Origin of the sequence: Fontibacillus panacisegetis, from assembly GCF_900102215.1 — a bacterium.
Lineage (GTDB): Bacteria > Bacillota > Bacilli > Paenibacillales > Paenibacillaceae > Fontibacillus > Fontibacillus panacisegetis.
The window spans coordinates 174,252-188,488 of sequence record NZ_FNBG01000002.1 but is presented as its reverse complement, the minus strand read 5'-3'; the positions used below and the strand labels follow the sequence as shown (position 1 = coordinate 188,488).

The window sequence follows — 14,237 nt, the reverse complement described above, 5'->3', positions numbered from 1 at the left end:
TATTACTGGGCGGATGCACAAATCGTTGGCAATACGGTTGTCGTTTCTTCGGAGCAGGTCAGTGACCCGGTCACAGTGAAATACAACTGGAATGACTCGCCAATAGGAAATCTATATAATAAAGATGGTTTGCCTGCTTCTCCTTTCAGAACCGACAGTGTGTCGTATTTGTCCGTATTTGGCGGAAGTGGCACCGGGTTCCATACACCTGGCGAGGAGGTAACCATCAAGGCACCTTCTAAGGCAGGCAAGAAATTCGACAAATGGATCGGGGATATCGGGGCGATTGCGAACCTTCTTTCCTCCAGCACGACTCTTGTCATGCCGAATGAGCATTTCACGGAAGTGGGATCTACGTATGCAGATAGTTCGGAACAGCCGGACAGCATTATGGCATATGCTAAGGATGCAGTCTTGACGGGCGCCGGAGCAAGTTTCAGTAAGACTCCTGTCAGCCCTGACACCGAATATGCGGGAGATGGATATATCTGGTTTAGTGGAGAAGACGGAACGGCCGATTTCACACTAAATATTCCGAGCAACGGTGAGTATGAATTGAGTTTTGGCTACTATATTCCAAATGGTTCGAAACATACATCTGTAAGTATTAATGGAGGTGCGTACTCGGATATTACGATTCCGGATACCCAAGGGAAAGTGGCCGAGTATTCATTGGGCAAGCAACAGCTTGGGGCTGGTGCAAATGTTGTCAGTTTCGCCAAGGGCTGGGGTTATTACGGTATTGAATATGTCAAGGCCGTTGCCGTTACCGAGACAGCTCCGGACGACACGATTGAGGCCGAAAGCGGTATCTTAACCGGGACAACAGCAGTTGCGACTTCAATCGGCGGATATTCAGGGGACGGGTACGTAGCCTTCAAAAACGACGGTTCCATTACTCTCACCTATGATGCCAAAGCTGCAGGCAATTATGATTTGGTACTAGGATATAGCTCACCTTATGGCGACAAGAACACCCAACTGGTCATCAACAATGGAGCTGCAGCAGATGTAAACCTTGCTTCTTCAGGCTTCTTCACAGAGAGTGAAGCGATTTCTGTCAGTCTGGTTCAAGGTTCAAATACGATTCTGATCAATAGCGGCTGGGGCTATTACAACATCGATTACATCAGACTGACCCCTTCCGTTGTTGCTGAGAATCCGAATATGATCAGATTTGAGGCGGAGAGCGGTACGTTAAATGGAGGAGTAACTGTGTCCACAGAAAGTGGCGGGTTTTCCGGTACTGGCTATGTAACAGGCTTCAAAACTTCCGGGGATACTTTGCAGATTCCGGTCAATCTGGAGCGTGCCGGGACGTATATGCTTGCTATCCGATACAAAACAATAGGCGGAAGTAAAGTAAATCCAGTCAGCCTGAACGGTACGAGAATTGCTAATTATAACTTTGCCGAAACGAGCGTCTGGAAGGATGCCATATTAGGGCAATATGACTTTACAGCGGGCGCGAATACAATCGAGATTGCGACTAGCTGGGGCTATATGGATATCGACTATATTCAACTGACTGGCGGGGAAGGACCAGTGACCTCCGTGAATCTGAAATCATCAGGAGCTTCGGGTGCGGTTGACATCCCGGTAACGCTTTATGCGCTCGCAGACAATTCTGCGGAATATCGCTTCCTGGCAAGAAAGGCAGGCGGCGAATGGGAGTATGTGAACAACTACAGCAAAAACTATTCCTATGTATGGACGGCGCCTGGTTCAGGCGAATACGAATTGAAAGCATATGCGCGGCAAATTGGCTCCACAGCTGAATTCGATGCCGAGAGTGCGATTCTGAATTACACCGCACTGCCTGATTACACTGGCAAGCCACTTGTGAATCCGATATTCAGCAGCCACATGGTTTTGCAGCGAGACAAGGAAGTGTCGATCTGGGGCTGGGCGCAGCCTGGAACCGAGATAAGTGTCAAGCTTGATGAAACTGCCTTCACGGGAACTACCGATTCTAACGGGAATTGGAAAGTACCGATAGGGGTCAATCAAACAGGCGATTCTCATACGATCACCGTGACGGGTGCGGGGCAGACCGTTACACTCACTGATATTCTCTTCGGCGATGTGTATCTGACATCCGGGCAGTCGAATATGGCATTTCCGATGTCCCAGGTTACCAATGCGGCAACGGAAATCAGCAATGCGAATAACCCGAACATCCGTTTCTTTACGGTTCCGCAATTGACCAGCAGGTACCCGGTTTCCATGGTTACAAGCCAGAAGCAATGGCAGGTGGCTTCGCCGGAAACAGTACCTGGGCTTACAGCAGTGGGTTATTTCTACGCGAAGAAGCTGACAGAGGAAACAGGTGTTCCGGTCGGAATTATTTTCTCTGCGGTAGGCGGAACAAAGATCGAGAACTGGACCAGCTATGAAACGCTCGAATCCATGCCTTCTTTGGCTCAGGCTGCTCTGGACATCAAGAGCGGAGCGGCAAACGTGGAAACGGCAACATCTCCAACAGCACTTTATAACGGGATGATTGCGCCAGTAGCCCCTTATACGTTGAAGGGCGTACTGTGGTATCAAGGCTCAAGCAATTGGGGCGAGTTTCGTTATTACAAAGCGCTTCCTACGTTGATCAAGGATTGGCGTCAAACTTTTGGTGATGATCAATTACCGTTTACAATTGTTCAGCTTGCGGCATTCGGTACACTTCAAAGCGTTGACAATCCTGCACAACCCGATACCAACCCCGGTCAGCCGATCGTTCGGGATGCGCAGCTTCAGACGGTGCTGAACGATCCGCTTACGAGTCTGGTTGTAACGACAGATGTGGGTACGCCGGGAGATATTCATCCAACCAATAAGCGAGACGTTGGCGAACGCGCCGCAATTAGTGCGTTGGGTAAAATCTATAATAAACCTATAGAATACTCCGGACCTATCTATCAATCTATGGAGAAATCAGGAAACAAACTGATTCTTTCCTTTGATCATGCCGGATCGGGATTAATGGCAGGAGTAAAGGTGGATTTGGTGCCGGTAACGGAAGATACGAACGGGCTTAAAGGCTTCGCGATTGCAGGTGCAGACGGCGTCTATTACTGGGCGGATGCACAAATCGTTGGCAATACGGTTGTCGTTTCTTCGGAGCAGGTCAGTGACCCGGTCACAGTGAAATACAACTGGAATGATTCGCCAATAGGAAATCTATATAATAAAGATGGTTTGCCTGCCTCTCCTTTCAGAACCGACAATGTGTCGTATTTGTCCGTATTTGGCGGAAGTGGCTCCGGGTTCCATACACCTGGCGAAGCGGTAACCATCAAGGCGCCTTCCAAGGCAGGCAAGAAATTCGACAAATGGATCGGGGACATCGGGGCGATTGCGGACCCTCTTTCCTCCAGCACGACTCTTGTCATGCCGAATGAGCATTTCACGGAAGTGGGAGCTACGTTCGTAGAGGATGATGGCCAGACGGACAGCATAATGGCATATGCTAAGGATGCTGTTTTGACCGGAACAACTTTCAAAAAGGTTCCTACCAGTCCGGACACCGAATATGCAGGAGATGGATATATCTGGTTTGGCGGAACAGACGGAACGGCCAATTTCACACTGAATGTTCCGAGCGAAGGTGAGTATGAGCTGAGTTTTGGCTACTATAATCCATACGTTGCGAACAAGAAAACATCTGTAAGCATGAATGGAGGTGCGTACACGGATATTACGATTCCGAATACCGAAGGCAAAGTGGCCGAGTATTCATTGGGCAAGCAACAGCTAACGGCTGGCGCTAATGTTATTAGCTTCGCCAAGGGCTGGGGGTATTACGGAATTGAATATGTGAAGGCCGTTGCCGTTACCGAGACAGTTCCGAACAACACGGTAGAGGCCGAAAGCGGCTCCTTAACCGGAACAGCAGCGGTTGCGACTTCAGTTGGCGGATATTCAGGGGACGGGTATGTAGCCTTCAAAAGCGACGGTTCCATTACTCTCACCTATGATGCCAAAGCTGCAGGGAATTATGATTTGGTACTAGGATACAGCTCACCGTCTGGCGACAAGAAGACCCAACTGGTCATCAACAGTGGAGCCGCAGTAGATGTAAACCTTGCTTCTTCAAGCTCATTCAAAGAGAGAGAATCGGTTCCAGTCAATCTGGTTCAAGGTTCAAATACGATTCTGATCAATAGCGGCTGGGGCTATTACAACATCGATTACATCAGACTGACCCCTTCCGTTGCTGAAGAATCGTTCTCTTCCCTGGTTTACGGATTTGAAGATCAGACACTTCAAGGCTTTGCCGTAAACAGCACCAACAATAATCAGTATAATACCGCCTTAGCTACTGATCTTACGGTCACAGACGCTGTATATGCGGGGGGCAATTATTCAATCACGTCGAATTTCAGCCTGATTGACGGTGGAGGATCGTTCCAGATCCGCCGCATGGGACAAATGGATTTGTCCGGCGCTTCGACGATTACGGCTAAAGTGAAAATCGTACCGATTGATGAGGGAACATCTTTGGAGGGTGTAAATGTCTATTTGTTCTCACAAAGCGGCCAGGCTTGGGAGAGCTGGACAATCTCGAATCCGGAAACAACTTTATCCGCGGTAGATGAAAACGGCTTTATGACTATTACGCTGGATATTGGAAGCCTTGCAACTAAAAATTTCATACAAACATTTGGAATTCAGGTTAGGACACCTTCCGGTTCAACCGGTCAGGCGACGATTTATGTAGATGAAGTAACGATACAGTAAGTCTAATAGCACGAAACCCTCGGGGAATTGAACCCGAGGGTTTTCTGTGTGCGCCCGGCCTGGGCGATAACTGGGCGGTGAAAATGGCTAGCGCCGTTACCCGAAAGAAAACCAGGTTACTTTCTGATCAAGTTGTCGTATTTGCAAAATAATTAAATCGATGATAATATCTAACTAACGATAGTTAGATTTTGTACAAACAAAAACTTTTAGCAAGGGGGATTTGATATGGCGTGGTTATTTCTTGTTCTTGGAGGAGTTTTGGAGGTAGGATGGGCAATCGGCTTGTCATATTCAGATGGCTTCACAAAGATCGCAATCGTGATACCAACTATCATTTTAATGGTAGCTAGCTTCTATTTATTTGCTAAAGCGACAAAATATCTTCCAGTATCAACGGCTTATGCAGTTTTCACTGGAATCGGTTCTTTTGGAACGGCTCTTGTTGGAATGATGTTTTTAGGTGATCAAGTGAGTGTATTGAAAATTGTACTAGTAATCGTTCTTATTAGCTGTATTATTGGGTTGAAATTCGTTTCTAGTCAACCTGAGAAAGTGAAGGGGGCTTAAAAATGAGCTGGTTCTTACTTATCATCGCAGGATTATTGGAAGTTGGAGGCGTAATATTTTTGAAATTATCTGAGGGCTTTTCAAAATTAAAGTATACATTAATCTATACTTTGCTTATAGGGGCAAGCTTTTTTCTACTTTCCTTGTCTTTAAAAGAAATCCCAATTAGCATAGGTTATGGAGCATGGACAGGTATTGGTGCGGCTGGTAGTGTTTTATTAGGAATGTATGTTTTCAAGGAGCCTAAAGACTCCAAAAAATTAGCTCTTGTTAGTGGAATTATATTGAGTATTGTGGGATTGAAGTTAGTCTCTTGAAAGTACTAACACTTAAAAAATGATTACGAGGTGGCTAAGATGAGTAAGGGAGAAGACACAAAACAAAAAATATTACAAAATGCACTTGTTCTATTCTCTAAACAGGGCTACGCACAGACTTCTATTCGAGATATAGCATTAAAAGTAAAAATTAAAGCTCCTTCTATTTATGCTTATTTCTCCAGTAAGGAAGAATTGTTCGAAAGTGTAGCGGATGATGTAATGAGTGATTATTTAAATTTTGTACGCCAAAAAGCCACTGACATAATAGGTCTCTCCAAAGTGGATAAACTATACACATTTACGGAGCAAATCATTGAATATCTTTATGAAAAAGATCTTGCTTATTTTGTAATAAGATATTCCGTGGATCCTCCTGACCAATTTAAAGATGCTATCTTGCAGCGATTTAATGAAGTTGATGAAGAAATTAAAAAGCTAATTCGTGATATTATAAAGCCTGAACTTGATAATTATATCAATGTAGAAACCATTATTTCATCATTCTTTTGTATTTTAGATGGACTATTACTATCTATAGGGAACTCATCAAGGGAGGAATGTGAAATAAGGTTAAAGGCAACGTGGGACGTATTCTCACGTGGGATTAACAAGAATCATTAAAAAATCCTATTTTTAATCTTAGTTTTGGTAAAAGTGAAAATCGACATAAAAAACGGATCTAGTGATCTATAAAAGCGGTTGAGCCTTCAAAAATATAGTCCAAGAGGCTCTTTTTTTATCCATCAGTGTCTCATCATCACTGTGGAGAAAGTTGACTATCACTTAATAATGATATAATTTAATATCAAAGGATATTTAGAACTATCATTTTCTGTCGAATAGCATAAAACTCATTATGTCATCCAAAAATTAAATCGTGAAAAGTGGGGATGTTGATGTTCATTCAAAATGCAATGGGAACTATCAGTATTTCAAAGCAGATAATCTCCAAAATCGTTGGCAAATCCGCAAATGCTACCAGAGGTATCGTATGTATGTCAGCCGGGGTTGCAGAGAACATCGCTAATTGGTTAGGTGGAAACAGTATACAAAATGGAATCGAGTTAAAAGAAACAGACAGAGGTCTGGATATTCACTTAAACGTAACCATACAACACCGTATGAAAATGCCGGAGGTCTGTGCTGTATTGCAATCTAATGTTCGGGAAGCCGTTGAGAAATTTACCGGATTAAGCATCGGCTCTATCAATGTCACTATTGTGGGGGTATCCGTCAAGTGAACTCGGCCGAAAATGCAATTACCATCCTAAAAGCTGACGCCAAATCGGCGGTCGGAGCGAGACTTAATGAAATGGCTTTAGAATATATGGCTTACACATTAGCTGGGTCCGAGAAGAAGGGTATCGTTTCCGGCACGTTTCGCAAGCTGTGGAAGGGGAGGGAGAATCGCTTCAGTCATCAATATGCTTTTGAAGCCAGAGCCAACGGGCAGACATTGGGTATGATCACATGTTATCCGGTCACGGTGTTGAAGCGCCTGGCATGGCCAACCTTTAAACAACTGCTTAATCATCGAAAGTGGGAGCTCATTGAATATAGTCTTCGGCATGTAAAGTCGTTATATTCCATGATCACCATGAAAGAAGGTGAGGATGACGAGTTCCACATTGGCACAATCGCCTCCTTACCGGAAAGCAGAGGTTTGGGAATAGGCTCGCGGCTCCTTGCGTTTGCGGAGGAACAAGCCATTATGCAAGGGTTTACCAAATGTTCTCTGACTGTAAAGAAGGAGAACGAACTTGCCTTTAAATTATATAACCGTTTAGGCTACCAAATTACGGGCGAAATCAACAAGCCGGCTTATTCGTTATACAGAATGGCTAAAATGCTCGTGTGAGAACATGGAACTATTTGAAATTGAATAGGAAAGATGTGAGCCGGTCAGGGTAGAGTAATTCAACCTTGACCGGCTTTTTTGCAATGAATACGATTAATCTTTAAATATATATTTAGTCATCTCCTTTACTCCAGCTTGGAAAAGAAAAGTTCAACCTTAGAGGTCTCCTTTCGTTGCTGTCCTCCCGGCTTCAACGAAGCAGGAACCTCTTTTTGATGTGTAATTTATAGTTATTTTTGTTATTAAAAACACGCAATTTAATGCTAACAAAAAATTGATAAATGGAGGATGACATGGTACGATCCATGTAAACGGAATGATGCATAACTCGTAAAGGAGCTGGAGAAAGTGGAAATCTCACAAAATTGGCGGCTTGCAGGCTTGAATCCGAAGCAGCAAAATCCGTTGGACTTGGCCGCTCCCGGCCTTGACGACCGCTTCTGAATGACGGCTGAAGTGCCTGGTGACGTATGCGCTGGATAGCAATTGAAGGAGGGGCATTCAGTGAAATCATGTTTCTTTCGATGGAATGACTTAAGATTAAGGCATAAATTAATGGTTATATATTTTGCTGTTGTTTTTATCCCGGTCATGCTGACCAATTCCGCTTTCTATTGGAAAACTGCCGAGAGTGTGAGGAGGCAAAAGGTCGCTGATTACCATTTGTCCTTGGAAAAGAATAAGGAAACCTTTCAAAAAATGATTGAAGGATTGATTGGTTACTCCTCTGCCCTGTATAGCGATGTTTCCTTGTACAATTCATTGGACACCTCATATACCGATGAGGATGCCATGCTTCATGCTTACAACACCGTCATCAATCCTGCAATGAACCGCTTCGTGCCTATCGAAAAACAGCTATATAACGCTTATGTGTATACGAATAATCCCACCTTGATTTCAGCCGGGGTGTTGAAATCACTGTTGAAGGACAAGGATCTGGAGGGATGGTACGAGGAACTGAAGAACGATCAAGATACCGGCAGGCTGAAGGTGTACACAACCCCCTCCACTTGTGAGAACCAGACCATATACCCTACAAAAGGCGCGTGCGGACAGCCTTACCTTAGCATTATCCGCAAATTGGATTTTTATAATGGGTATGACAATTACGATAAGCTACTCAAAATTGACATCATACCGCAGTTTTTGGAGAATACCTTGCAAAACAATTCAAGTCCAGGGCCTGTATACTTGTTGAACCCGGAGGGAATCGTGGTTTTTTCGTCGGGGGGCAAAGCTGTTGGGGAAGTGTTAGGGGAACAAAAGACTGATCACACTATGGTGTTATACGGGAGCTTTGATAACGTGAGCTTTTTGAAAGGTTGGAAGATGGTCGGAGTTTACCCTGATGATCAGGCTTTGCAATCTGTACTAAAGTCCCAAACGTTTATCCTGTATCTTACGATAGTAAATTTTTTGTTTCCAAGTGTGGTTATTTTGCTGTTCTCCCGGTCATTGAATACGAGAATCGGACTTTTGCTGAAGCAGATCAAACGAGTGAAAAACCAAAGGTTCGAGCCTCTCCTCATAAAGCCCTCTTCCGATGAAATCGGCCAATTAACAGAAGAATTCAATCGGATGACCGTACAAATCAGCAGGCTGATTCAGGATGTGTACTTGGCGGAGCTTGACCGCAAACAGGCTCAGTTTAATGCGCTGCAAAGCCAAATCAATCCACATTATCTGTTTAATACGCTGGAATCTATTCGCATGAATTGCGTAAGCAACAGAGAAATGGAAACGGCTTCAATCATCCGCAGGCTGGCAAAGGGGTTACGAAGATCCATCGAATGGGGGAATGACCGGATTCCGTTGAGGGAAGAGATGGATTTTGTCTCCGATTTTCTGGAGATTCAGAAATTTCGTTTCGAGCAGCGCATTAACTACCAGTTGTCCATGGATGATTCCGCAAAGAACATTTTGATTCCTAAATTCAGCATCCTGCCGCTAGTGGAGAATGCCTGCATTCATGGAATCGAGAACAGCGATAAACCGGGTCTCATTCTGGTGTCCGTGCATATTCATGATGGCATGCTTGTGATTGAGGTAACCGATAATGGACCAGGCATGGATGAAGAGGATATGGAGAAGCTAAGGGATTTTGTGGAAAGAGGTATTAACACGGGACGCCATGTCGGTCTGAAAAATGTCCATGACCGACTCAAATGGCACTTCGGATCAGAAGCCGTATTAAATTTTGATTCTAAAGCAGGTGCGGGAACATCCGTCAAGATTTATGTTCCTGTTCATGAGGAGGGTTATGATGCTAAAAACCATTATTGTCGATGACGAGCCTAAAATGAGGGAAGGACTGAAAAAGATCATCTATTGGGAGACGTATGGCTTTACAATATGCGGTGATGCAGAGAACGGCAAGCAGGCCCTTATACTGATTGAACGTGAACGGCCCTCTTTAGTGATTACGGATATCCGAATGCCGGTGCTGAGTGGATTGGATTTGATGATGGAGGTTTCGGGCCGATTTGATTGCCAATTTGTCGTGATATCTGGATACGGCGAATTTGATTATGCCCAAAGGGCGCTAAAATATGGCGCTATCGACTATATTTTGAAGCCCATCGATGAGGAACAATTGATTGAAGCCCTTCAGCGCACACGGCGTCGTATTGCGTTTGCTAACGATTCATTGCCACTAGAATTGCCGCAGAACGTGGTGCAGAACAGCGAAGCAGTAGAAGAGGTCATCCAGTATATTAGGGAGCATTATAAGGAACCGTTAATGATAAAAGAGATAGCGGATAAGGTTTTTCTGAATCCCATTTATTTGGGCCAGCTCTTTAAAAAGCAAACCGGAAGCTATTTTAATAATTTCGTTCATCAAATCAGAGTGGAAGAAGCTAAAAAAAAATTGAAAGGCTCATCCAATAAAATAGCAGATATTGCGTTATCTGTGGGTTACAGCGATTCGGATTATTTCGTCCAGCAGTTTAAAAAACTGGTTGGCTGCACCCCCTCCCACTATCGGGAGAAATGAGGAACAATCTTTAATTTGTCAGGTATACTCCTAAGATGTGGCGGGTACGGAATCTCCCGAATTCTTGATATGATTTGTAATGTCAAAAACAAAAGGAGGTTAACGTATTGTTTAAAAAGAGAACGCTTACAAAGTTGGCGGTAACAGCCCTGCTCGTCACAACGGTGCTTGGAGCATGCAGCTCAAATGAATCCCAGCCCTCATCCTCACCAGAGGCCACACCGAATTCTGTCAAGACGGCTAGCTTTTCGTATTTCATTATGACTCCTGGCGACAATGTGCCGGAGCACACCAAGCTCGGAGATATTATTCAGCAGAAAACAGGCGTAACCATCAAGTATGAGCGTCTTGTCGGGGAGAAGGATCAGAAGATAGGGGTTATGGTAGCAGGCGGGGATTATCCGGACATGATCTTTACGGATGCAACCACAAAGTTTGTTGATGCGAAAGCGCTTATTCCGTTGGAGGATCTGATTGAGGAGCATGCGCCCAACATCAAGAAGCTTTACGGTCCTTATTGGAACCGCTTAAAAAGCTCCGACGGACATATCTATTCGCTGCCGATGGGAGCTCCGGTGACCAATGCCACCAAAGGAATCAGCGCTGCCTTCTGGATCCAGAAGGAGGTTCTGAAGGAGGCGGGATATCCCAAAATCACAACCTTCGATCAATATGCTGATGTGCTGCGGGATTACTGGAAGAAGCATCCGCAGATTGATGGCGCAGATACCATTCCTTTTGAAATTCTGACATACGATACCCGCAACTTCACACTCACAACAGCTATGCAGTTTTTGGCGGGTGGTCCCAATGATTCCAGAGCCATGGTGGACCCTGAGAATAACGGACTGACATTTTACCAAACCGATGAGAACATAACGAAACGGTATTATTCCAAACTTAACGATATGTATAATGAGGGTATGATTGACAAAGAAGCATTCGTTATGAACTATGAACAATATCTGGCAAAGCTGTCAAGTGGACGTGTTCTGGGCATGTTCGATCAAAAATGGCAGTTCCAGACGGCCTTGGCCTCCCTGAAGCAACAGGGCAAGAATAGCCGCATGTTCGTTCCGCTTCAGCTTACCTTTGACGATAGCATCAAAGGCGATTATCTGGATCTTCCAGGCATGAACTATAATACCGGCTGGTCCATATCCGTGAATTGCAAGGACCCGGTCGGAGCAATCGAGTACGCGGACTATTTGGCCAGCGATGAGGGCCAAATTCTCCGAAACTGGGGAGTGAAGGGTGAAGACTTCATGGTCAGCGACAATGGGCGCTTCTACCGCACAGAGGAGCAACGCAAATACTTGTCCGATGCCAAGAACGCTCTGAATTGGAGCGGCAACGTTGTTTGGTTCTGGCCAAGCGCTTCCGGCACCATGCCGGACGGAAACCATTATGAGTCTTACAGGCAGCCGGAAATAATTGCTGCCGATTATGATGAGGTGGATAAGGAAATCCTGAAGGGTTACGGGGTTCAGACCTATGAGGATATGTTCAATCCGCCGAATACCAAAAGAAAATATTTCCCGTTGTGGAGCATTGAACTCTCCGATAAAGGAAAAATTTTCAATCAAAAGCTCGACGACCTGAATAAGAAATATCCTCCGCAAATGGTCTTATCCAAGACGAAGGCGGATTTTGAAAAGTCCTGGAAGGATTACGTCGCTGATGTCAACAAGCTGGATGTAAATAGCTGGATGGAGGAGCTTACGGCAGGAGTGAAGGATCGTCAGGCAAACTGGTAATTATAGTTAATGACGGCACAAGGGGGACTAGGATGTCACCTTGTGCCGATCATCATAGAAAATGAGGAGGGAACCATGGACGCGGCAAGTGAATTAAAGGCAAATCCAAAGGCAAGATCGGTCAAACCAACCCGTTCATTATGGAAAAAGGTCAAGCAACAGAAAGCTCTCATGGCCATGTCCATTCCTTTTGTACTGTTCGTTATCGTGTTTTCTTATGTTCCCCTGTGGGGATGGCTGATGGCATTCCAGGATTTCAAGCTGGGCACTCCCATGCTGCAAAATCACTGGGTCGGCCTGGACAATTTTCGAGAGCTGTTCCGAGATGATTCTTTCCTTCGTGTCATTCGCAATACATTGGCGATGAGCATCATCAACCTGGTATTCGGCTTTTTAAGCTCCATTACGCTTGCCCTCTTGCTTAATGAACTGCGCAGCATTATGTTCAAGCGTATTGTGCAAACCATAAGCTATCTTCCCCATTTTATATCTTGGGTTGTTGCAGCAAATCTAATCATGAATATGCTTTCCATTGAAGGAATTGTGAATTACATCTTAGTAAATCTTCATTTGATACAGGAGCCTATCTTGTGGTTGTCTAAAGGCGAGTATTTTTGGTGGATCATAGGCGCATCCAATGTCTGGAAGGGTGTTGGGTGGGGTGCGATCATTTATTTGGCGGCCATGACGATGATCGACCCTTCTTTATATGAAGCTGCAAGTATTGACGGTGCAGGCCGTTTTCGAAAGATTTTCCATATCACGCTTCCCGGAATCAGACCGATCATTGTCATTCTGCTCATTATGAGCATTGGCCATATTTTGGACGCCGGTTTTGAACAGCAGTATTTGCTGCAGACCCCAATGGTTGTGGATCAAGCGGAGACGATTGACCTGTTCGTACTCAAATATGGTATCAACTTATCCAGGTATTCGTTTGCTACCGCCTCCGGCATATTTAAAACGCTGATCAGCGTCATCCTGCTGGTTGCCGCTAATCAGTTCGCCAAGCGCATGGGGCAAGAAAGGCTTTTTTAGGAGGGAAGAGAATGAAAAGAATAGTTGCCGGGCAGAGAAGAAAGTGGAAGCTGTCCGCATTTGATTGTGTCAATGTGTTGCTGATGCTGATGCTGTTGGTTGTCACATTATATCCTTTTCTCAATACATTGGCCGTATCCTTTAACCAGGCTACAGACACTGTGTTGGGCAGCAATTTCATTTGGCCGCGCAAATTTACTACTTTAAATTATACGAATTTGTTTGAGGACAATACGATTTATAATGCCTTTTTCATTTCCGTTTCTCGGACGGTTATAGGAACGATAACCAGTTTATTTTGCACGGCTATGCTGGCTTATACGATCAGCAGAAAAGAATATTTTCTGCGCCGCCAAATATCGTTTCTCTTTATCTTTACCATGTATTTCAGCGGTGGACTGATTCCAGGCTATATGCTTATCAAAAACCTTCACATGAATGGCACCTTCTGGGTATATATTATTCCCGGGCTTATCGGGGCTTTTAATCTGATTGTTATGCGTTCTTTTATGGAAGGGCTGCCGGGTAGTGTGGTGGAATCTGCCCAAATAGATGGAGCCAATCATTTTACGATTTTCCTTAAAATTGTTTTTCCACTCAGCATGCCGGTTCTGGCGACAGTGGCTTTGTTCGTAGCTGTGGGACAGTGGAACAGTTGGTTTGACACCTTCTTGTACAACTCTTCCAAGCAAGATCTGAGCACCTTGCAATATGAATTGATGAAAAAGCTGCAATCCGCCAGCATGAGCGTTAGTGGAAACGCAGAAACCTTGTTTTCAAACTCCGATAACCAGCAAGCGAACATTGTTACACCAACCTCCATACGAGCTGCCATTACGATTGTGGCTGCAGTGCCCATCATCGTGATCTACCCGTTCCTGCAACGATATTTTGTGCACGGATTAACTTTGGGTGGTGTGAAGGAATAGGCTAGAAGATGGTTACTTGCTTTTATTGCTATT

General features: G+C 44.7%; 11 protein-coding genes. All 11 read left to right on the top strand.

The features are described from left to right. A partial coding sequence (locus tag BLS49_RS24700; protein WP_091226724.1) for a CBM35 domain-containing protein occupies positions 1-4,734 on the top strand: 4,734 nt, incomplete at its 5' end. Between the two features lie 228 nt (positions 4,735-4,962). Beyond that, positions 4,963-5,304: a DMT family transporter gene (locus BLS49_RS03380; RefSeq protein WP_091226723.1), complete on the top strand. Its 342-nt coding sequence runs from the start codon at positions 4,963-4,965 to the stop codon at positions 5,302-5,304. A gap of 2 nt (positions 5,305-5,306) precedes the next feature. Continuing rightward, positions 5,307-5,621 (top strand): DMT family transporter, encoded by a 315-nt coding sequence (locus BLS49_RS03375; protein WP_091226679.1) that lies wholly within the window; start codon positions 5,307-5,309, stop codon positions 5,619-5,621. Between the two features lie 39 nt (positions 5,622-5,660). Beyond that, positions 5,661-6,245, top strand: a complete 585-nt coding sequence (locus tag BLS49_RS03370) for a TetR/AcrR family transcriptional regulator (RefSeq protein ID WP_091226721.1) — start codon at positions 5,661-5,663, stop codon at positions 6,243-6,245. 275 nt (positions 6,246-6,520) lie between these two features. Beyond that, positions 6,521-6,865: an Asp23/Gls24 family envelope stress response protein gene (locus tag BLS49_RS03365; RefSeq protein WP_091226719.1), complete on the top strand. Its 345-nt coding sequence runs from the start codon at positions 6,521-6,523 to the stop codon at positions 6,863-6,865. Continuing rightward, a complete protein-coding gene (locus BLS49_RS03360) occupies positions 6,862-7,482 on the top strand; it encodes a GNAT family N-acetyltransferase (protein ID WP_245742251.1) in 621 nt (206 codons plus the stop codon). The genes BLS49_RS03365 and BLS49_RS03360 overlap by 4 nt, the downstream gene beginning before the upstream one ends. Before the next feature lie 504 nt (positions 7,483-7,986). After that, positions 7,987-9,774, top strand: coding sequence for a sensor histidine kinase (locus BLS49_RS03355; protein WP_091226718.1), 1,788 nt, complete (start codon positions 7,987-7,989; stop codon positions 9,772-9,774). After that, on the top strand, positions 9,746-10,480 hold the full coding sequence (locus BLS49_RS03350; RefSeq protein ID WP_175471285.1) for a response regulator transcription factor: 735 nt from the start codon (positions 9,746-9,748) through the stop codon (positions 10,478-10,480). Before BLS49_RS03355 ends, BLS49_RS03350 begins: the two co-directional genes overlap by 29 nt. A 107-nt stretch (positions 10,481-10,587) precedes the next feature. After that, positions 10,588-12,237: an extracellular solute-binding protein gene (locus BLS49_RS03345; RefSeq protein WP_091226716.1), complete on the top strand. Its 1,650-nt coding sequence runs from the start codon at positions 10,588-10,590 to the stop codon at positions 12,235-12,237. A 75-nt stretch (positions 12,238-12,312) separates the two neighbouring features. Further along, on the top strand, positions 12,313-13,275 hold the full coding sequence (locus BLS49_RS03340; protein ID WP_091226714.1) for an ABC transporter permease: 963 nt from the start codon (positions 12,313-12,315) through the stop codon (positions 13,273-13,275). Between the two features lie 11 nt (positions 13,276-13,286). After that, complete coding sequence (locus BLS49_RS03335) at positions 13,287-14,204, top strand: carbohydrate ABC transporter permease (RefSeq protein ID WP_091226713.1); 918 nt, start codon at positions 13,287-13,289, stop codon at positions 14,202-14,204. Positions 14,205-14,237 lie beyond the last annotated feature (33 nt).